The 18,874-nt window shown below is 65.6% G+C and carries 17 protein-coding genes; 2 read left to right on the plus strand and 15 right to left on the minus strand.

Annotation, left to right across the window (positions count from 1 at the left end; genetic code table 11):
• Positions 1 to 104: 104 nt before the first annotated feature.
• The 13 genes from rseP to GGD62_RS05340 all read right to left on the minus strand — a co-directional run bounded on the left by rseP (position 105) and on the right by GGD62_RS05340 (position 16,833).
• Complete coding sequence (gene rseP, locus GGD62_RS05280; protein WP_038949774.1) at positions 105 to 1,256, minus strand: RIP metalloprotease RseP; 1,152 nt, start codon at positions 1,254 to 1,256, stop codon at positions 105 to 107.
• Between the two features lie 44 nt (positions 1,257 to 1,300).
• Positions 1,301 to 2,524, minus strand: coding sequence for a 1-deoxy-D-xylulose-5-phosphate reductoisomerase (gene dxr / locus GGD62_RS05285; RefSeq protein WP_092257197.1), 1,224 nt, complete (start codon positions 2,522 to 2,524; stop codon positions 1,301 to 1,303).
• A gap of 4 nt (positions 2,525 to 2,528) precedes the next feature.
• Complete coding sequence (locus tag GGD62_RS05290; protein WP_183234394.1) at positions 2,529 to 3,371, minus strand: phosphatidate cytidylyltransferase; 843 nt, start codon at positions 3,369 to 3,371, stop codon at positions 2,529 to 2,531.
• Positions 3,368 to 4,126, minus strand: coding sequence for an isoprenyl transferase (locus tag GGD62_RS05295; protein WP_018320207.1), 759 nt, complete (start codon positions 4,124 to 4,126; stop codon positions 3,368 to 3,370). Before GGD62_RS05295 ends, GGD62_RS05290 begins: the two co-directional genes overlap by 4 nt.
• A gap of 100 nt (positions 4,127 to 4,226) precedes the next feature.
• Positions 4,227 to 4,790, minus strand: coding sequence for a ribosome recycling factor (gene frr, locus GGD62_RS05300; RefSeq protein ID WP_026202318.1), 564 nt, complete (start codon positions 4,788 to 4,790; stop codon positions 4,227 to 4,229).
• Positions 4,791 to 4,859: 69 nt separating this feature from the next.
• The gene (pyrH, locus tag GGD62_RS05305) at positions 4,860 to 5,576 is read right to left on the minus strand and encodes a UMP kinase (protein ID WP_026202317.1); all 717 of its coding nucleotides are present in this window, start codon (positions 5,574 to 5,576) and stop codon (positions 4,860 to 4,862) included.
• Between the two features lie 60 nt (positions 5,577 to 5,636).
• Positions 5,637 to 6,560, minus strand: a complete 924-nt coding sequence (gene tsf, locus GGD62_RS05310; RefSeq protein ID WP_018320204.1) for a translation elongation factor Ts — start codon at positions 6,558 to 6,560, stop codon at positions 5,637 to 5,639.
• Between the two features lie 132 nt (positions 6,561 to 6,692).
• Complete coding sequence (locus GGD62_RS05315) at positions 6,693 to 7,688, minus strand: 30S ribosomal protein S2 (RefSeq protein ID WP_018320203.1); 996 nt, start codon at positions 7,686 to 7,688, stop codon at positions 6,693 to 6,695.
• Positions 7,689 to 7,908: 220 nt separating this feature from the next.
• Positions 7,909 to 10,431, minus strand: coding sequence for a caspase domain-containing protein (locus GGD62_RS05320; protein WP_183707400.1), 2,523 nt, complete (start codon positions 10,429 to 10,431; stop codon positions 7,909 to 7,911).
• Positions 10,432 to 10,573: 142 nt separating this feature from the next.
• Positions 10,574 to 11,101 carry a DUF2846 domain-containing protein gene (locus GGD62_RS05325; RefSeq protein WP_018320201.1) on the minus strand — a complete coding sequence of 176 codons (528 nt, stop codon included), beginning with the start codon at positions 11,099 to 11,101 and terminating at the stop codon, positions 10,574 to 10,576.
• A 144-nt stretch (positions 11,102 to 11,245) separates the two neighbouring features.
• Positions 11,246 to 11,989 carry a carbonic anhydrase gene (locus tag GGD62_RS05330; protein ID WP_183707402.1) on the minus strand — a complete coding sequence of 248 codons (744 nt, stop codon included), beginning with the start codon at positions 11,987 to 11,989 and terminating at the stop codon, positions 11,246 to 11,248.
• A 128-nt stretch (positions 11,990 to 12,117) separates the two neighbouring features.
• Positions 12,118 to 15,621: a DNA polymerase III subunit alpha gene (gene dnaE / locus GGD62_RS05335; protein WP_092257207.1), complete on the minus strand. Its 3,504-nt coding sequence runs from the start codon at positions 15,619 to 15,621 to the stop codon at positions 12,118 to 12,120.
• A 489-nt stretch (positions 15,622 to 16,110) separates the two neighbouring features.
• Positions 16,111 to 16,833, minus strand: coding sequence for an outer membrane protein (locus tag GGD62_RS05340; protein ID WP_018320197.1), 723 nt, complete (start codon positions 16,831 to 16,833; stop codon positions 16,111 to 16,113).
• A 253-nt stretch (positions 16,834 to 17,086) separates the two neighbouring features.
• On the opposite strand from GGD62_RS05340, the gene GGD62_RS05345 reads away from it, so the two are divergent.
• Both GGD62_RS05345 and GGD62_RS05350 read left to right on the plus strand, forming a co-directional pair.
• Positions 17,087 to 17,407, plus strand: a complete 321-nt coding sequence (locus GGD62_RS05345; protein WP_183257043.1) for a DUF3551 domain-containing protein — start codon at positions 17,087 to 17,089, stop codon at positions 17,405 to 17,407.
• 1 nt (position 17,408) lies between these two features.
• The gene (locus tag GGD62_RS05350) at positions 17,409 to 17,675 is read left to right on the plus strand and encodes a DUF3551 domain-containing protein (RefSeq protein WP_018320195.1); all 267 of its coding nucleotides are present in this window, start codon (positions 17,409 to 17,411) and stop codon (positions 17,673 to 17,675) included.
• Positions 17,676 to 17,725: 50 nt separating this feature from the next.
• On the opposite strand, the gene GGD62_RS05355 is transcribed toward GGD62_RS05350, so the two are convergent.
• A complete protein-coding gene (locus GGD62_RS05355) occupies positions 17,726 to 18,364 on the minus strand; it encodes an HD domain-containing protein (protein ID WP_026202315.1) in 639 nt (212 codons plus the stop codon).
• 44 nt (positions 18,365 to 18,408) lie between these two features.
• Positions 18,409 to 18,870, minus strand: coding sequence for a carboxymuconolactone decarboxylase family protein (locus GGD62_RS05360; RefSeq protein WP_018320193.1), 462 nt, complete (start codon positions 18,868 to 18,870; stop codon positions 18,409 to 18,411).
• Positions 18,871 to 18,874 lie beyond the last annotated feature (4 nt).

Below are 18,874 nucleotides of genomic sequence, written 5' to 3' on the forward strand. Positions count from 1 at the left end.
CCGCTTGTAGCCAATTTCACCGACGCCGCAAACGGCCGAAAGCGCCGTAATTTCAATTTCATTCCAAGACGTTGCTCATCAGCAACGCCACAAAAAAGCCTCCATCAAGATGCCGCCATCCGCAGGATGTCGTTATAGGTCGCAAACACCATCAACATCAGCACCAAACCGAGCCCGATTCGGAACCCCATCTCCTGAGTCCGCTCGGACAGGGGCCGGCCGCGGACGACCTCCGCCGCATAGAACATCAGGTGGCCGCCATCGAGCAGCGGGATCGGGAACAGGTTCAGCAGGCCGATCGACACCGACAGCACCGCGCACAGATTGATCACGAACTGGAACCCGGCGCTGGCCGCCTGCCCCGACATCTTCGCGATGCCCAGGACGCCGCTGACCTCGTTGGGATTGCCGTTTCCGACGAACAGAGAGCCCAGGAACTTGAAGGTGCTGGTGATGATGAACCAGACCTGCTCGACCCCGATCTTGAGCGCCTCGCCGATGCCCACCGGGGCGGTCGAGGCCTCGCCGGCCTGCGATTTGTGCTCGACGCCGAGCACGCCGAGACGGTGGCTGTTGCCGAACGGATCCTTGCGCTCGAGCAGGGCCGGCGTTGCGGTCAGCGAGACGATGGCGCCGTCCCGCTTCACCTGGAAGGCAAGCGCCGAACCCGCATTCATCGCAACGATTCGCTGCATGTCGGCAAAGCTCTCGATCGGCTTGCCGTCGATCTGGACGACGACGTCCCCGATCTTGAAGCCGGCCGCGGCCGCGGCGCCATCGGCGACGACGCCATCGACACGCGCGATCGTGCTCGGCTTGCCGTAATACAGCGCCATGCCCGCGAAGATCAGCGCGCCCAGGATGAAATTGGCGATGGGTCCGGCCGCGACGATGGCCGCGCGCGGGCCGACCTTCTTGTGGTGGAAGCTGCCGGCGCGCTCCTCGGTCGTCATGGCCGCGAGCGTCTGGGCCGAGGGGGTCGAGGCCTCGCTCTCGTCGCCGAAGAACTTGACGTAGCCGCCGAGCGGGATGGCCGAGATCTTCCAGCGGGTGCCGTGGCGGTCATTGAAACCGACGAGCTCAGGTCCGAAGCCGAGCGAGAAGGTCAACACGCGAACGCCCGCCCAGCGCGCGACCAGGAAATGGCCGAGTTCGTGGAAGAACACGACGATCGTCAGGACGAACAGGAAGGGAACCGCGTAGCCGAGGAGCCCATGGCTCAACGTATTGAAACTATGGACAAAAAAGTCGATCATCGAATTCCCTCATCCAGCGCCGCAAGGCCCTGGCCCCGAACCATCTAGGATGCCTTTAAGGCAATTTGAGGCAATAGGGCGGCAGCTCTATTTCGAGCAACATGGTCAACAGAGATTGCATCATCGGCGGACGTCAGGGGCGCCTGGTTCCCGCTGCGGATCCAGTCGTCCAGTGTTGCCTCCACCAGCCGGGCGATCGCGCCGAACCGGATCTTGCCGGCGATGAACGCGGCGACCGCGACCTCATTGGCCGCGTTGTAGACGGTGGTCGCCCCCTTCCCGGTCCGGAGCGAGTCGAAAGCCAGCCGTAGTCCGGGAAAGCGCTCGAAATCGGGCGCCTCGAAGGTCAGCTGGCCGATCTTGGCGAGGTCCAGCTTGGCCGCCGGCCCCTTGATGCGGTCGGGCCAGCCCAGGCAGTGCGCGATGGGGGTGCGCATGTCGGGCGCGCCGAGCTGGGCCATCACCGAACGGTCGGAGAACTCGACCATGCCGTGAATGATCGACTGCGGATGCACGAGGACGTCGATCTCGTCGGGCGACAGCGCGAACAGGTACGACGCTTCGATCACCTCGAGCCCCTTGTTCATCATCGACGCCGAATCGATCGTGATCTTCTGGCCCATGCTCCAGTTCGGGTGCTTCAGGGCCTGCTCGAGCGTCGCCTGCTCGATGTCGGCCGGCTTCCAGGTGCGGAACGGGCCGCCCGACGCGGTGATGATGACGCGGACGAGTTCGTCCCGATTACCCGAGGCAAGCGCCTGAAACAGCGCATTGTGCTCGGAATCGGCCGGCAGGATGCAGGCGCCGGCCTTGGCGGCGCGCTGCATGAAGAAATCCCCGGCGCAGACCAGACATTCCTTGTTGGCCAATGCCACATGCGCTCCGCGGTCGACCGCGGCGAGTGCCGGCTTCAATCCGGCAGCGCCGCTCACGGCCGCCATCACCCAATCGGCCGGACGCGCGCCGGCCTCGATCACCGCGCTTTCGCCGGCACCGCATTCGGTGCTGGTCCCGGCGAGCGCGGCCTTGAGCTCGGCGAGCTTGGAGGTGTCGGCGATCGCGACGTAGCGCGCGGAGAATTCCTTGGCGAGCTTGGCCAGCGCTTCGACATTGCCGTTCGCCGTCAGCGCCTCGACGCGATAGCGCTCGGGCGAGGCGCGCAGCAGATCCATCGTGCTGTCGCCGATCGAGCCGGTGGCGCCGAGAACCGTGACGCTGCGGACGCTGGACGCCGCAGCCTTGTTATTACGCAATGGAACCGCGCTCATATCCTCACCAAACCATAAGACCGCTTCCGGCGCTATGCACACCATGGCGGAGAAAGCCGATAATCCATGCCGCCAGGATGGCGGCGACAAAACCGTCCAGGCGGTCCATAAGCCCGCCATGGCCGGGAATTAAGTGACTGGAATCCTTGACACCGAAGCGCCGCTTCACCGCGGATTCGAACAGATCGCCCAGTGCCGACACCACCGAAAGGATGGCGCTGACGAGCAGCAATGGTCCCATCTTTCCGAACCCGCAAGTCGCAAAGCCCACCGCAACCAGAAGGCTTGCGGCGAAGCCGCCCAGCGCCCCGGACCAGGTCTTTTTCGGGCTCACCCGCGGCCAGAGCTTCGGCCCGCCAATGCTGCGACCGGCAAAATAGCCGCCGATATCGGTCGCCCAAACCACCAGCAGCACGAACATCAGCGCGGAGAAGCCGTTGACGAGATCCTTCCGCACCAGGATCGAGGCCAGCAGCGCTGCCGCTGCATAAGCGAATCCGGTCGCCGCCCAGAGGAACTTGCCGCGCGCGATCAGCGTCACGATCGCGCCGCCGACGAGGCCGACGATGATTGAGGTCTTCAGCCCGCCAAAAGCGACGGCGGCCCCCATCATCGCGATGACGATCGTCCCCGCCCCGGTCAGCGCGGCCGAGCCCGCGCCCACCACCGTCAGCCATTCCGCGAACAGCCCGATCGACACCAGGGTGACGAGCAGCGCCCACAGCCAGCCGCCGGCATAAGCGACCGCGATGGTCAGCGGCGCCAGCACCAGCGCTGCGAGGACCCGCATCACCAGATTGTTCGGGGCAGGCTTGGCGCCCGCCGGTGCGGCGTCTTGTTCGCTCACGAGGCGGTTTTCGCGACCAGGCCGCCGAAACGGCGCTCGCGCCTGGCGAATTCGGCGATCGCGCTTTCCAGCGCCGCCTTGTCGAAATCGGGCCAGTGGATCGGCACGAACACGAGCTCGCTATAGGCGGCCTGCCACATCAGGAAATTGGACAGGCGCTGCTCGCCGCTGGTGCGGATGATGAGATCGGGATCGGGAATGTCGGGCGCATCGAGATGCGCGCCCAGCGTTTCGGCGTCGATCGTGGCAGGATCGCGCTTACCTTCCGCGACCTCGCGCGCCAGCTTCTGCGCCGCCTTCGCGATCTCCTGCCGCGAGCCGTAATTGAAGGCGACGACGAGCGTGAGGCGCGTGTTGTCGCGCGTCAATTCCTCGGCCTCGTTAAGCAGCGCGCAGATGTCGCTCTCGAGCCCATCGCGTTCGCCGATGATGCGGACCTTGACGCCGTCGCGATGCAGGCTCGCCAAGTCGTTGCGGATGAAGCGGCGGAGCAGACCGAAGAGATCGCCGATCTCGCTCGCCGGACGCGACCAGTTCTCCGACGAGAAGGAGAAGATGGTGAGGTAGCGGATGCCGAGCTCGTGCGAGGCACGCACGACGCGACGCAAGGCCTCGACGCCGCGGCGATGCCCTTCCGCACGCGGCAGACCGCGCGCGGCCGCCCAACGCCCGTTGCCATCCATGATGATGGCGACATGCGCGGGCGCCTCGGACCGATCGGGTCCTTCCGTTGCGGGCGCGGCGGCGTTCGACATTGAAGGTGGCCTTAAAGCATGATCCGGAAAAGTGCGAAGCGGTTTTCCGAAAAGATCATGCGCTTACAATAACCTGAAGCGCGATGACATTCATCGCGCTTCAGACGGTGAGGATTTCTTTTTCCTTGGCGGCCAGCAACTGGTCGATTTCGGTGATCGTACCGTCGGTCGCCTTCTGCACCTCGTCGGCGTGGCGCTTCTGGTCGTCCTCGGACATTTCGTGGTTCTTCTCGAGCTTCTTGAGGACGTCGAGGCCATCGCGGCGGACGTGGCGCGCGGCGACCTTGGCGGCTTCCGCATATTTATGCGCGACCTTCACCAGTTCCTTGCGCCGTTCCTCGTTCAGCTCGGGGATGCGCAGGCGCAGCACCTGGCCTTCGGTCGCGGGCGACAGGCCGAGGTTGGAATCGACGATCGCCTTCTCCACCGCCTTGACCATCGACTTGTCCCAGACCTGCACCGAAATCAGGCGGGGCTCCGGCACGCTGACGGTGGCGAGCTGATTAAGCGGCATGTGGCTGCCATAGGCGTCGACCTGCACCGGATCGAGCATCGAGGCGGAGGCGCGCCCCGTCCGCAGGCCGCCGAGCTCGTGCTTGAGGGACTGGACGGCGCCCTGCATGCGGCGCTTCACTTCGTTGAGGTCGAAAGTACCGGTGGGCATCACGTTTCTCCTTCAAGATCCCGGCGACCGCTCCGCGACCTTCCCTAAAGGCACGCGACGGATGAGCGGTCAGCCGGCGACAATGGTTCCGTGGCCGACGCCACGTAGAATCGCGCCGATCGAACCCGGCTCCGCGATCGAGAATACGATGATAGGCAGCGACGTCTCGCGGGCAAGCGCGAAGGCGGTCGCATCCATCACCTTGTAGCCGCCCTCGATCGCCTGCGAATGGGTCAGCCGGTCAAACCGCGTGGCGGACGGATCCTTCTTCGGATCGGCCGAGTAGACGCCGTCGACATTGGTCGCTTTCAGCACCGCCTGGGCGCCGATTTCGGCGGCGCGCAGCACCGCGGTCGTATCGGTGGTGAAGAACGGATTGCCGGTTCCGCCGCCGAGCAGCACGATCCGGCCCTCGGCGAGATATTTGTGCGCCGCAGTGCGGGTGAACAGCTCGGAAATCTCGGGCATGACGAAGGCCGACAGCGTGCGCGCCGGCGTGCCCTTGCGCTCGATCGCCGCTTCCAGCGCGAGGCAGTTCATCATGGTGGCGAGCATGCCCATGGTATCGCCGGTCGGGCGCGACACACCGCGGGAGGAGACCTCGACGCCGCGCACGATGTTGCCGCCGCCGATCACGACTGCAACCTCGGTGCCGAGCTTGCGGGCCGCGATCAGATCGTCCGCAACCCGGTCGACGGTCGGCTGATCGATGCCAAAGCCTTGCTGTCCCGCGAGATATTCGCCGGACAGCTTGATCACGACGCGACGATAGACCGGATCAGACATGAGCACTTTCCTTGTCCGAGCGCCGCTTCCGGCGGCACGCCGGAAGGAACGTTCCGGCGCTTACTTCTTGCCGCTGGCCGCAGCGACCTCGGCCGCGAAGTCGCTTTCCTGCTTCTCGATTCCCTCACCGAGAGCATAGCGCACAAAGCCGGCGATCTTCACAGCGCCGCCGACCTTGCCTTCGGCTTCCTTCAACGCCTGCGCCACCGACTTGCCGGTGTCGTGGATGAAGGCCTGCTCGAGCAGGCAGACTTCCTTGTAGTAGGTCTTGAGGCCGGACTCGACGATCTTCTCGATCACGTTCTCGGGCTTGCCCTGCTGGCGATATTTGTCGGCGAGCACGTCCTTCTCGCGCTTGACGACCGCCGGATCGAGGCCGGACGGATCGAGCGCCAGCGGATTCGCGGCGGCAATGTGCATCGCGATCTGGCGGCCGAGCGTTGCGAGCTCATCGGCCTTGCCGGGCGATTCCAGCGCCACGATCACGCCCATCTTGCCGGCGCCCTCGACGACCGCGCCGTGGACGTAGTTCGACACCACGCCCTGGCTCACTTCGAGCGAAGCTGCGCGGCGCAGCGTCATGTTCTCGCCGATGGTGGCGATCGCGTCATTGATGGCGGCTTCGACGGTGACGTCGCCGACCTTGGCGGCCTTGATCTTCTCGACATCGGAGCCGGCGTCGAATGCGACCTGGGCGACCATCTTGACGAGGCCCTGGAACTGACCGTTGCGCGCGACGAAGTCGGTCTCGGAGTTGACCTCGACCACGACACCCTTGGTGCCCTTGGTCAGGGCGCCGATCAGGCCCTCGGCCGCGACGCGGCCCGACTTCTTGGCGGCCTTGGACAGGCCCTTCTTGCGCAGCCAATCCTGCGCCGCTTCCATGTTACCGTCGTTTTCGGTCAGCGCGGCCTTGCAGTCCATCATGCCCGCGCCAGTCGACTCGCGCAGGTCCTTGACCATCGCAGCTGTGATCGTTGCCATCGTTGAAAATCCTTTGTGCCTGCTGGTTCGCCGCGGCGTGGCATCGAAGCGCCCCGCCGCGGTCCATCTCAGGGATTCGCGTCAACTGAAATGGTGGCCGGATCTTGTCCGGCCAACCCATCGCTCTCTTGACTATTCCGCTTCCGCGGTCAGCGCCTTGGCCTTGGCCACCCAGGCGTCCGCACGGCTCGGCAGACCGACTTCTTCGCCGATCGTGTGCGCGGTGTCGTGATCGAGCTCGGCGAGCTGCCAGAAGTGGAAGATGCCGAGGTCGTTGAACTTCTTCTCGATCGCACCCGACACGCCCGGGAGCTTCTTGAGGTCGTCGGCGGTGCCGCGCGGACCTGCGAGGCCCTGGAAGCCGCTCGACGAAGCCGCCGGCAGCTCTTCAGCGAGCGGACGGGCCGAGGCGCCGACGTCGATGCCCGAATCGCCCTGGGCGCGGGAGATGCCGTCGATCGCGGCACGCGCGATCAGGTCGCAATAGAGCGCGATCGCACGACCGGCGTCGTCATTGCCCGGCACCACATAGGTGATGCCCTTCGGGTCCGAATTGGTGTCGACGATCGCAGCGACCGGGATGTTGAGCCGCTGGGCTTCCTGGATCGCGATGTCTTCCTTGTTGGTGTCGATCACGAAGATCAGGTCGGGCAGACCGCCCATGTCCTTGATGCCGCCGAGCGAGCGGTCGAGCTTGTCGCGCTCGCGCTGAAGCGTCAGGCGCTCCTTCTTGGTGTAGGAGCTGGCATCGCCGCCCGAGAGCACGTCGTCGAGGTGACGCAGACGCTTGATCGAGGCCGAGATCGTCTTCCAGTTGGTCAGCGTGCCGCCGAGCCAGCGCGAATTGACGAAATACTGCGCGCAGCGCTTGGCAGCGTCCGCGACGCCGTCCTGCGCCTGGCGCTTGGTGCCGACGAACAGGATGCGGCCGCCCTTGGCGACGGTGTCGCTGACCGCCTGCAAGGCGTTGTGCAGCATCGGCACGGTCTGCGCGAGGTCGACGATGTGAATGTTGTTGCGAGCGCCGAAAATGAACGGAGCCATTTTCGGATTCCAGCGGTGAGACTGGTGACCAAAGTGCACGCCAGCTTCAAGCAGCTGACGCATGGTGAAATCGGGTAGCGCCATCGTTCTAATTCTCCGGTTGGTTCCTCCGGAAACGTGTGAGCAAAACGGAGCGTCCTCGCCCCGGTTGCCACCGGACGGCCTTGTGAGCCATGTTTCCGTGTGAGATGGCGCGCTATATAGCGCCATTTCGGCCAGAAGCAAGGAAATAAGGGCCGTTCAGAGGCGGTTTTCGCCTGCGAGAGGCCCTTTCCCTGGAGACCGGGCCTCTCCTAGCACCCGATTAGCATCTGGGCTGGTTCGGCGGGCACTTCTTGGCCGCCGGCGGCGGAGGTGCGGGACGCGGCGGAGGCGGCGCGGCCGGGCGCGGCGGGGGTGGTGGCGCAACGGCCATACGCGGCGGCGGCGGGGGTGCCGGTCGGGCCACCGGCGGCGGTGGAGCGGGCCGCGCCATGGGCGGAGGCGCCGGCCGCGCGACGGCAACCGGAGGAGCCGGGCGTGGCGGCGGAGGTGCGGCCATCCTCGGTGGCGGCGCCGACACATGTGGCGGGGGTGGTGGCGTGGGCCGCGCCACGGCCTGCGGCCGCGGCGGCGGGGCCGCCGATGGCAGATGCTGCGGCCTGATCGGCTCACGTGCCGCTGAAGGCGGCGGCGCGATCGGCCTCCCGGCCGCGGCCGGAGGTGTCGCCGGCGCGCCTGCAGCGGCGGGCGGCGAGCCAGCAGGCTCACGGGTCGCAGACTTGGCGCGATCCGCAGGCCCGGTGCCGGGCGGCGTCTGTGCCACCGGCGGCCTGGGGGGCTGGCCGGGCACAGCAGTCGGGTTGGTCACGGCGGGCGCAGCGGTTGCCGGCGCGGCAGCCGTTGGCGCATTGGAATGAGCAGGCAGTGTTGTGCCGGGACCGGCCGTTGTGCCGGGAGCAGCCGTGGTTGGCGCCGCCGGACGAGCCGGCGGTGTCACACCGGGTGCGGTCGCCGTCGGCGGTACGGGCCTTCCGCCCGGCAGAGGCCCTGCCCCCGCTGGCGGTGGCGGCGGGCCGCCATGGGCACCAGGAACTGGCAGCGTGTTGGCCTGGGGCAGCCTGGTCTGCGGAGCAAGTGTCGGCGCCGTCTGCGGCGCAGCCGTTGGCGCTGCGGTCGGCGCGACTGCCGTCATCGGCGTCACCGGAGGCGTCCCGGGCCTCGCCGTCGGCTGGATCGTCGCGCTCGGGGGCATCGGCGCCTTGCCCTGCTGGATCAGCGCGGCGCGCTGCACGACCGCCTGCGGCACGGCAGGCCCGGCCGGGTTGGCACGGCCGGCAATCGCTGGCGCCAGATTGCCCGGTCCGGCCCCTGCGCCGGTAGCCGGTGCTGGTGCCGGCAGGCGGTTGATCACGGTGTTGATCACCGTCGTATTATGGATGTTCTGGTAGATGATGTTGTTCGGCGGCGGCGCGACATAGACCGGCGGCCTGACGAACACCGGGATCGGCACGAACACCGGCTGCGGCAGCACGAACAGGCCGACCACGGGCAGCGGCGGCGGCAACACGACGAAATCCGGCGGCGGCGGCGGCAGATAATAGACCGGAGGTGGCGGTGGCGGCGCGAAGCCGAAATCGGGATCGCTGAAATACAGCACCGGACGGTCGACATAGACCACCTCCTCCGGCGGCGGTGGCGGCACGTCGTAGTCGATCATCGCAAAGCTCGGCGGCGGCTCGGACGGCGCCGTGAGGATCGCGAGGCGCCGGCGCGCGTCCGCCGCATGCGGCCCGCGCGGATAGCGGCGCAGATACGACCAATAGGCTTCCGGCGTGTCGTTCCGGTAAGTGCGTCGCCAGGTGATCGCTTCGCGGCGCGCCGCGACGATCGCCATCACGCGCTTCGCCAAGGGATCACCGGGATAGGCGGCGAGAAACTCCTCATAGGCCGGCAGCGTGTCGCGCTCGAGCGCGGCGGCATAGGCATCCCGCACGCCGAGGTCGCGGATCGGTTTGCTCCGGATCGCGGCGACCTGGTCGGGCGCGGCCTCCGGCGGCGGCGCGTCAGGCCCGCGCTCGAAGAACGAGAATGGCGCCGAGATCTTCTGCTCGTTCCAGGGTACCTGCGCGCCCTTGGAGGCCTCGTTGACGCGCAGGCGAACGCGGTCGAACACCTCAGGCAGCGGCAGGCCGCCGGTCCGGATCATCTCGGCCAGCGACTGGGCGTAGATGCCGTAGGGCCCCGGCTCCTCCGGCGCGACCGTGCCGGGCGCGGCGTTGAACGCGATCAGCATGTTCGGCTCCGGCTCGACCAGCGCCAGACCGCTCGCGATCGGCTGGCCGCCCTCGATGAAGGGCTGCGCGCGGGCCGCATCGAGCACGACGATGTTGGCCTTGAGCGGGATCGAGGCGAGCTGGCGCACATAGTCGCTGATCCGCAAGGCCTCGGTCGGAACGTCGGTGTCGCGGGTGATGTTGGAATCGACCGGGATGAAATAGTTCTCGCCGGCAAGCTGCACGCCGTAGCCGCCGAGATAGATCATCGCGACCGTGCCCGGCCCCGAGGCCTGGGCCTTCTGGATGAAGTCGCGAAAACTCTTGCGCAGCGTGTCGCCGTCGAGATCTCGGGCACCGACGACGTCGAAGCCGGCCGCCTGCAGCGTCTGCGCGATCAGGCCGGCGTCGTTCGCAGTCGTTGCCAGCGGCGACTTGGCATAAGCGCCGTTGCCAACCACGAGCGCGATGCGCTTCTCCTGCTGCTGCGCGTTTGCTGCTCCCGGCGTGCCAGCGGCAAGGGCCACGATCGGCAGGAGAAGGCAAATGAAGACTCGGAACGTCCCACGCATGGCTTGCTTGCCCGCTACTGTAGTTGAGGTGCCACCACGCATGAGGCGCGCGGCCGGCTGAACGGCGGTTGAACGAAAAGCTCGGATTGAGGCAGTGGCGTGGCCACGCCGCTGCTGGCGTCAGCTTCAGGTCAGCCTCACCTTACTCCACAGCTTGCAGCTCGGCGAGCTTCGTTCGCGCGGTCGCCTCGTCCAGCGCAATGAGTTCGGCCGGCCCCGGATTCGCCTCTCCTGCCGTCGCGATGGAAACAGCCGCAAGCCCGACCAGGCCGCCGAGGACCGCGCCGCCCGTCGCGGCGTCGTGCCTGGGGCTGCTCTTGATGAGATAGAAATGCGTCCGGCCGGCTTCCATCACGATCTCGCGCTTGGTGTCGCCCGGAAACATCAGCTCCGTCACCAGCAATTCATGGCGACCCGCGGGACGATCGGCATAGGCATATTTCCCGGCGACGATTTTGCCGAGTGCAGCACCGTCGAGCTTCACCTCGCAGGCGCAGATCGCCATGCTGAGGCCATTCCTCTTGTCCTGGAGCAGGACGACGCGCGAGTGCCCGGCGCGCGGAGGCCCGACCTTTCTTGACACAGAGGCAAAGTCGGTCCCGACCTGATCGCTGACACAGCCCACCAGCATCACACCAACGGCCAACAACAACGCGCCCCGTCGCAGCATCGCACACCCCAGTCCATTCCCCGGGATTCATGCTAGCTGGAATCAGCGACAGGTTGCAACAACGCCCGGCAACCATCGCGTGGATGGCGCGGGCCGGGCGTCGGAGCTGCTGCACACGACGCCCGATGCTCCAAACGCCGGGCTCTAGCCCTGGGCGATCAGCTCGACGGTCCCCGTGCTCAGCCGGTAGATGCCGCCGACCACCTTGAGCTTGCCCTGTTCGACCGCTGCGTTGAGAAGCGGGGCGGCCGATTTCAGCTTGGCAACGTTGTCGATGACGTTCTGGCGAATGGCGTTGTCGAGCGCGTTCCCGCTCTGCTTGGCGGCCGTCTTCACCGAAGGTGCGATCGCGGAGACCAGCGTGGGGATGTGTCCCGGCAGCGGCTTGTCGTCCTTCAGCGACTTGATGGTCGCATCGACCGCGCCGCAATTGTCGTGGCCGAGCACCAGGATCAGGGGCGTGCCCAGCACGGCGACGGTGTATTCCATGCTCGCAACCGTCTCGTCGCCGGCAAAGTTTCCGGCAACGCGGCACACGAACAGATCGCCGCGTCCGCTGTCGAACGCATATTCGGGCGCGATGCGCGAATCGGCGCAGCTCAAGACGGCGGCGTAGGGATTCTGACCGCCGACCAGCGCTTCGCGCTCATGCGTGAAGTCGTGGCGGCGCGACACACCCGACACATAGCGCGAATTGCCCTCCATCAGCCGCTTGAGCGCCGCATCGGGCGAAAGCACGTTCTGGGGTTTGGGCGGCGCCTTCGCCTCCTTGGCTAATGCGGTCCCGCCAAACGCCGCCACTCCGAGTGCCGAAGCGGCAAGAAGCATCATCGAGCGCCGGGAGTGGGCAACCGATTGATGCAGATTTTCAGAGCATTTGTCGCACATGGCTGTTGTTCTTCCTGGCTTCGCCGATCGAGATTCTCGGAACAACAACTAATAGCTGCGTGCGAGCGACTTCGAAACCGGGCGGGAGCCAAATAGTTAAGCTTTGGTTTGCGGCGGTGCCGACAGTATCAGAGCTGCTGCACGTCCACCACGCCCGCGACCGCCTTGATCGCGCCGGCAATCTGCGGCGAGACCTTGAAACGGCCTGGCAGCTTCATCTCCACCTCGGTCTCGAGGTCGAGCATCATCACCAGCGAGACCTCGCCGTCGCCATTCGAGCGCGGCGCGATACCGGGACTGCCGACCTTCGGCGCGGCGCCGTTCGAGGCGGCCATGTCGGGACCGGCCAAGCGCTTGGCGATCGATTCCAGCGGCTTGGTGTCGCGCAGGAAGATGCGCAGGCCCTTCTGCGTCTTGGCGGCGGCGTCATCCAGCGGCTCGGCATGCAGCACGCGGGCGCGGACGTCCTCGCCCTGCAGCTCGGCGCCGAGCTGCAGCAGCACGGCAGCGCCCGGCTCCAGCACGTCGCGATATTGCGCGAGACCTTCGGAGAACAGCACCGCCTCGAAGTGGCCCGTGGGATCGGAGAGCCCCATGATGCCCATCTTGTTGCCGGTCTTGGTGCGCCGCTCCATGCGCGAGACCACGGTGGCCGCGACCTTGCCGGCGGTGGCACCGGTCTTCACCGCGCGCGAGAATTCGGCCCATGATTGCACCCGCAGCCGCTTCAGCACGGTGGCGTAATCATCGAGCGGATGGCCCGACAGGAAGAAGCCGACGGCGTCGTATTCGCGGCGGAGCTTTTCGGCCGGCAGCCAGGGCTCGATCTGCGGCAGCATGATGGTCGGCGCATCCGCCGACATGCCGAACATGTCGTTCTGGCCGATGGTCTCGGCCTGATGAGCGCGCTGGCAGGCGGCCAGGATCGAGTCCGCGCCGGCGAAGACGCGGGCGCGGTTCGGCTCCAGCGTGTCGAAGGCGCCGGCGGCGGCGAGACTTTCGATGATGCGCTTGTTGATCGCGCGCGGATTGACCCTTGCCGCGAAGTCCGCGAGCGAGGTGAACAGCCCGCGCTTGGTGCGCTCCTCGATGATCTGCTCGATCGCCTGGATGCCGACGCCCTTGAGCGCTGCGAGCGCATAGTAGATGACCTTGTCGCCGACCTCGAAGGTCGCGCCGGAGCGGTTGATGTTCGGCGGCTCGACCTTGATGCCGAGGCGCTGCGCCTCGGAGCGGAATTCGGAGAGCTTGTCGGTGTTGTTGAGATCGAGCGTCATCGACGCCGCGATGAACTCCACCGGATAATGCGCCTTCATGTAGGCGGTGTGATAAGACACCAGCGCATAGGCCGCCGCGTGGCTCTTGTTGAAGCCGTAGTCGGCGAACTTCGCCAGGAGCTCGAAGATGGTCTCGGCCTGCCCCTTCGGCACGCCGTTCTTCACCGCGCCCGCGACGAAGATGTCGCGCTGCTTGTCCATCTCGGCGCGGATCTTCTTGCCCATGGCGCGGCGGAGCAGGTCGGCGTCGCCGAGCGAATAGCCCGACATCACCTGCGCGATCTGCATCACCTGTTCCTGGTAGATGATGACACCGAAGGTTTCTTTCAGGATCGGCTCCAGCACGGGATGCAGATATTCCGGCTCCTCGTCGCCGTGCTTGCGCGCGCAATAGGTCGGGATGTTCGCCATCGGACCCGGGCGATACAGCGCCACCAGCGCGATGATGTCTTCGAAACGGTCGGGGCGCATGTCGACGAGCGCGCGCCGCATGCCCTGGCTTTCAACCTGGAACACGCCGACCACCTCGCCGCGCGCCAGCATCTGGTAGCTCTCGGCATCGTCGATCGGCAGCGTCGCGAGATCGACGTCGATGTTGCGCGGCTTGAGCAGCTTGCAGGCGACATCGAGCACAGTCAGCGTCTTCAGGCCGAGGAAGTCGAATTTGACGAGGCCCGCCGGCTCGACCCATTTCATGTTGAACTGGGTCACCGGCATGTCGGATTTGGGATCGCGGTAGAGCGGCACGAGCTCGCTCAAGGGGCGATCGCCGATCACGATGCCGGCGGCATGGGTCGAGGCGTGGCGGGTGAGGCCTTCGAGGCGCTGGGCGATGTCGAAGGCGCGCGCCACGATCGGATCTTCGTCGCGGAACGCCTGGAGTTTTGGCTCGCTTTCGATTGCGGCCGCGAGCGTGACGGGCGCGGCCGGATTCTGCGGCACCAGCTTGGTCAGCTTGTCGACCTGGCCATAGGGCATCTGCAGCACGCGGCCGACGTCGCGCAGCACGCCGCGCGCCTGCAGCGTTCCGAAGGTGATGATCTGCGCGACCTGGTCGCGGCCGTAGCGCTCCTGGACGTACCTGATCACCTCGCCGCGGCGGTCCTGGCAGAAGTCGATGTCGAAGTCCGGCATCGAGACACGTTCGGGATTGAGGAAGCGCTCGAACAGCAGGCCGAACTTGATCGGGTCGAGGTCGGTGATGGTCAGCGCCCACGCCACCAGCGAGCCTGCGCCGGAACCGCGGCCCGGCCCGACCGGAATGCCCTGGCCCTTCGCCCATTTGATGAAGTCGGACACGATCAGGAAGTAGCCCGCGTATTTCATGCGCATGATGACGTCGAGCTCGAACGCCAGGCGCTTGCTGTAATCCTCATCCGTCGTGCCCTGCGACAGGCCGTGGACCCGCAGGCGATTGGCGAGCCCCTCCTCCGCCTGGCGCTTCAGCTCCGCGGCCTCGACTGCGGCGGCATCCGAGCTCGACGCGGCGCCGACGGTGAAGAACGGCAGGATCGGCTTGCGCGTCATCGGGCGGAACGAGCAGCGCTCGGCGATCTCCACCGTCGAGGCCAGCGCCTCCGGAATGTCGGCGAACAGCACCGCCATCTCGGCGCGGGTCTTGAAACGATGATCCGGCGTCAGCTGCTCGCGCTCGGTCTCGGCGATCAGCCGCCCGCCGGCAATGCACAGCAGCGCGTCATGCGCTTCGTAGTCGTCGGTCGCGGCGAAATACGGCTCGTTGGTCGCGACCAGCGGCAGTCCCTTGGCGTAGGCGATGTCGATCAGGCCGCTTTCGACGCGCCGCTCCTTCTCGGTGTTGTGGCGTTGCAATTCGATGTAGAGGCGGTCGCCGAACAGGCCGGCCAGACGCTCGCAGCGCAGGGCGGCAAGCTCGGCATGACCGCCGGCAAGCGCCAGCGAGATCGGCCCGTCGGGTCCGCCCGTCAGCGCGATCAGCCCCTCGGTCTCGCCCTCGAACCAGTCGAGCTTGACGAACGGCGCGTGGCTATCCGGCGACTCGAGGAAGGCGCGCGAGTTGAGCCGCATCAGGCTGCGATAGCCGCGCTCCTGCGCGGCCAGCAGCACCACGCGCGACGGCCCCATCGCGTTGCGAGCATTCGGATCCTGGTCGCCGAAATCGATCGCCAGCTCGCAGCCGACGATCGGCTGGATGCCGGAGCCCGCCATCTTGTCGGAAAACTCCAGCGCACCGAACAGATTGTCGGTGTCGGTCAGCGCCAGCGCCGGCTGGTGGTCCTTCTTGGCAAGCTCGGCCAACTTGGCGATCTTGATCGAGCCCTTGAGCAGCGAATAGGCCGAGTGAACGTGAAGGTGGACAAATCCGGCGCTCGGCATGGTCGCGTGACGGCCTCTTGCAGATGGAATGGAGCGGTCGCGGGCTCCTCAAAGGCATCATGCACTCGCCATTTGCCTTCGCTTGCCGACTCGCCTCGCAATGGTGAGGTGTCGCAGCTTCAGAGTCCACGCCGGAGCGGCCAATTGGCCGCGTCGTCCCGCTTTTCCCCAAGGGGGCACCGGTCGGGAGAGCATCGGTTTACAAAAACCGCTGCCCCTAGAGCTGCGGTATGACCTGCGCCCAGATCGCGATCATCCCGACGAACAGCGTGATCGACGCCAGTGCGGCGGCCTCTTCCACGAAAACCCTGAACATGGCTTGCTCCCTTGTTGGAACGTATGCAGAACATTGTTCTCATTTCGTTCTCAAGAGTCAAGCCTGGCGGACGCCCTCCAAAGGCAATGGTTAACTCGCTGAATTCACGCAATAAAAAAGCCCCGGCCTAAGCCGGGGCTTTTCGAGGACCGCTCGTTGACGAGCGATCAGTCTCAGTAACGGCCGAGGATCGGACCGCCGAACTTGTAGTTCAGGCGGACGAGACCCATGTCGACGTCCTGCTTGACGCGCTCGACAGCGCCGCTGGCAAAGGTGATGTCGTGGTCGCCGAGGAAGATGTGGTTGTACTCGACGCCGACCGTCCAGTTCGGAGCAAAGCCATACTCCAGGCCCGCGCCAACCGTGGCACCCCAGCGGGTCTCGTCAGCCCGGTCGAGGTTTGCACCCGTAACAGTGCTGTAGACGTCGTACTTGTTGCTGACGACAGCCGCACCGCCCTTTGCGTAGAGCAGGACGTTGTTCCAGGCGTAGCCAACCTGGCCGGTGATCAGACCGAACGAGTCGACGCGCGTACGATTCCGGAATCCGGTGATGCCGCTGATGTTGTCACCCGAGAAGTCGGCCCAGTTGCCCTGGCCTTCGAGGCCGAACACGAACTGGCCGGACTGCCAGCGGTAACCGACCTGACCACCGACCGTGCCGCCGGTCGAGTTGTGCGAGCCTTCCGCACCGAAGTTAACCAGGTTCCACGACGTGTCCGCCGAACCGCCGCCGCCGTTGACGCCGATATAGAAGCCGCTCCAGTCATAGACCGCGGCGATCGCCGCCGGCGGTGCCTTGGTGTACGGCCGAGCTGCGAGGTCAGCAGCCAGCGCCGGCGCAGTCGCGCTCAGCGCGACAAGGCTCACAGCGGCAAGCAACAAATTCTTCTTCATTTGAGTCCCGTTCCAGTTTCGTCGTTAGGCCCCCTGGCCGCAGCGTGGTCATAACAGTGATCGACGGAATTGCTGTAACCTCGACGCAACAGTTCGCTCCAAAGGCCCGCGCTTCATTAATGAAGATTTATCAGCGCGTTCTGGAAACCCTTTGAAATAAGTGTTTTCTGTAGTTCCATTGTCGGCGACACGAGATAAATTGCATGCGCGCGTAACAACGTCGCGCGCACATTCGCGTGATGGAGAATTGAAGATGCGCAGACGAATTGCCCTCCCCATTGTCGCCACACTTTCGCTCGCACTCGCCACATTCGCATTCGTGTCGAGCGCATCCACACCCGCGCGCGCGTTCGGCACGCATCATCCATTCTGCCTCACCGGCGATGAATGGCCGGGCCTGAGCAATTGCAGGTTCGACACCTATGCGCAATGTCAGGCGAGCGCATCGGGACGCGCGCTGACCTGCATCGCCAATCCGTATTTCGTCGGACAGAGCGACGACCCCTACGCCTATCAGAATCGTCCGCGCGCGCAGACGCAGGGCTATTCACCGGGCTACTTCCTGCCGCGCTGAGATGCGCTGCGCTCGCCTCGCACTGGCCGTGATCGGCCTGCTTCTCGCGGGCGGATCTGCATGCGCGCAGACCTATGATCCGAGCTATCCCGTGTGCATGCAGATCTACGGCCAGGTCGGCTATTTCGACTGCCGCTACGGCTCGCTCGAGCAGTGCCGATATCTCGCCGTCGGGCGTTCGGCGACATGCGTGATGAACCCGTATTTTCCGCTGAAGAAACCAACGCGCCCTCGCCGCTCGAGCCCGCCGCCTCGCCCCGGATCCTAACCGTTCAGTTTCCGGCGGAGATAGGGCGGCGTAGGCGTGCGGCGATCGGCTCAGCTCTGCCAGGGCGTGCTGCGGATGCGCGTGCACGCATTCGGCTTGCGGAAGCTGGGATCGTGATCCTCGATGTAGTCGAAATTGACCGTCCCGAACGTCGTCTGCGGCTTCTTCAGCGCCGAGCAGGTCTGCACCTTCAGGAACTCGTTCTTGAAGTCACCGCGCGGAAACGCCGAGATCACCTGGCCGCGCTGCTCCGGCGTGTAGTCGTCATACCCAATGCCGACGACGTCCACCAGGACACCCGCGTTGGTGAGCGCGATTTCCGGCCGCATGAATTGCGGAATGCCGGGCGTGGTGTGCAGCGCGATTGCCTCCCACACCAGATCGGCTTGCGGCTCGGCGATGCCGCGCGCCCGCAAGAACTCACGCGCAGCGTCGGCTCCGTCAACCTCAAATCGCTTTGTCTGCGTGTGGTAATGGTCGACGAGGCCGAGATCGTGAAACAACGCCGCGACATAGAGAAGTTCGGGATCGAATTTCAGCTGCTGACGCAGCCCCTTCATGGCGCCGAAGACGTAGACCCGGACGGAATGGTTGAAAAGCATGTCGTCTTCGTAGCTGCGCACCAGTTCAGCCGCCTCGCGCGCCAGCTTGCTGTCGGGGATTTTGACGCCGGAAATCACACTCATCATCTTCAAGCTCCTGCTTTGCGTTTCGGCTGATGCCGCGCGATCCGTCAGGCCGCCTTCTCGAGCGCAGCCTGCGGAGTATTTCGGAAGCTGATCGACATGCGATTGTACGCATTCATCAGGCTGATTGCGATCGTAAGATCGACAAGCTCGCGCTCGCTGAAGACCTTGCGGGCGGCTTGATAGGCCTCATCGGGCACGTTGGTCTCGGCGACGCGGGTGACAGTCTCGGCCCAGGCGAGAGCCGCGCGCTCGCGGTCGTCGAAGAGATCGCCGCCCTCGGCCCAAGCCTGCAGCAGCGCGAGCTTTTCGACCTTCACACCGCTCTTCAGCAGATCCCGCGTGTGCATGTCGAGGCAGTAGGCGCAGTTGTTGATCTGCGAGATGCGCAGGTAAGTGAGGGTCACCAGCGTCGCGGGAAGCCCGCTCTGCATCACGTAGCCATAGACGCCGCCCAGTGCCTTCGCGCCTGCCGGCGCAATGTGGTTGTAGTTGAGACGTTCACTCATCCGC

The organism is Bradyrhizobium sp. ERR14, from assembly GCF_014198235.1.
GTDB lineage: Bacteria > Pseudomonadota > Alphaproteobacteria > Rhizobiales > Xanthobacteraceae > Bradyrhizobium.

What these genes read in the sequence shown, in the direction of transcription:
- rseP (WP_038949774.1), bottom strand. Translation starts at nt 1,256, where the DNA reads ATGATCGACTTTTTTGTCCATAGTTTCAATACGTTGAGCCATGGGCTC.
- dxr (WP_092257197.1), bottom strand. Translation starts at nt 2,524, where the DNA reads ATGAGCGCGGTTCCATTGCGTAATAACAAGGCTGCGGCGTCCAGCGTC.
- GGD62_RS05295 (WP_018320207.1), bottom strand. Translation starts at nt 4,126, where the DNA reads ATGTCGAACGCCGCCGCGCCCGCAACGGAAGGACCCGATCGGTCCGAG.
- frr (WP_026202318.1), bottom strand. Translation starts at nt 4,790, where the DNA reads ATGCCCACCGGTACTTTCGACCTCAACGAAGTGAAGCGCCGCATGCAG.
- pyrH (WP_026202317.1), bottom strand. Translation starts at nt 5,576, where the DNA reads ATGTCTGATCCGGTCTATCGTCGCGTCGTGATCAAGCTGTCCGGCGAA.
- tsf (WP_018320204.1), bottom strand. Translation starts at nt 6,560, where the DNA reads ATGGCAACGATCACAGCTGCGATGGTCAAGGACCTGCGCGAGTCGACT.
- GGD62_RS05315 (WP_018320203.1), bottom strand. Translation starts at nt 7,688, where the DNA reads ATGGCGCTACCCGATTTCACCATGCGTCAGCTGCTTGAAGCTGGCGTG.
- GGD62_RS05320 (WP_183707400.1), bottom strand. Translation starts at nt 10,431, where the DNA reads ATGCGTGGGACGTTCCGAGTCTTCATTTGCCTTCTCCTGCCGATCGTG.
- GGD62_RS05325 (WP_018320201.1), bottom strand. Translation starts at nt 11,101, where the DNA reads ATGCTGCGACGGGGCGCGTTGTTGTTGGCCGTTGGTGTGATGCTGGTG.
- GGD62_RS05330 (WP_183707402.1), bottom strand. Translation starts at nt 11,989, where the DNA reads ATGTGCGACAAATGCTCTGAAAATCTGCATCAATCGGTTGCCCACTCC.
- dnaE (WP_092257207.1), bottom strand. Translation starts at nt 15,621, where the DNA reads ATGCCGAGCGCCGGATTTGTCCACCTTCACGTTCACTCGGCCTATTCG.
- GGD62_RS05340 (WP_018320197.1), bottom strand. Translation starts at nt 16,833, where the DNA reads ATGAAGAAGAATTTGTTGCTTGCCGCTGTGAGCCTTGTCGCGCTGAGC.
- GGD62_RS05345 (WP_183257043.1), top strand. Translation starts at nt 17,087, where the DNA reads ATGCGCAGACGAATTGCCCTCCCCATTGTCGCCACACTTTCGCTCGCA.
- GGD62_RS05350 (WP_018320195.1), top strand. Translation starts at nt 17,409, where the DNA reads ATGCGCTGCGCTCGCCTCGCACTGGCCGTGATCGGCCTGCTTCTCGCG.
- GGD62_RS05355 (WP_026202315.1), bottom strand. Translation starts at nt 18,364, where the DNA reads ATGATGAGTGTGATTTCCGGCGTCAAAATCCCCGACAGCAAGCTGGCG.
- GGD62_RS05360 (WP_018320193.1), bottom strand. Translation starts at nt 18,870, where the DNA reads ATGAGTGAACGTCTCAACTACAACCACATTGCGCCGGCAGGCGCGAAG.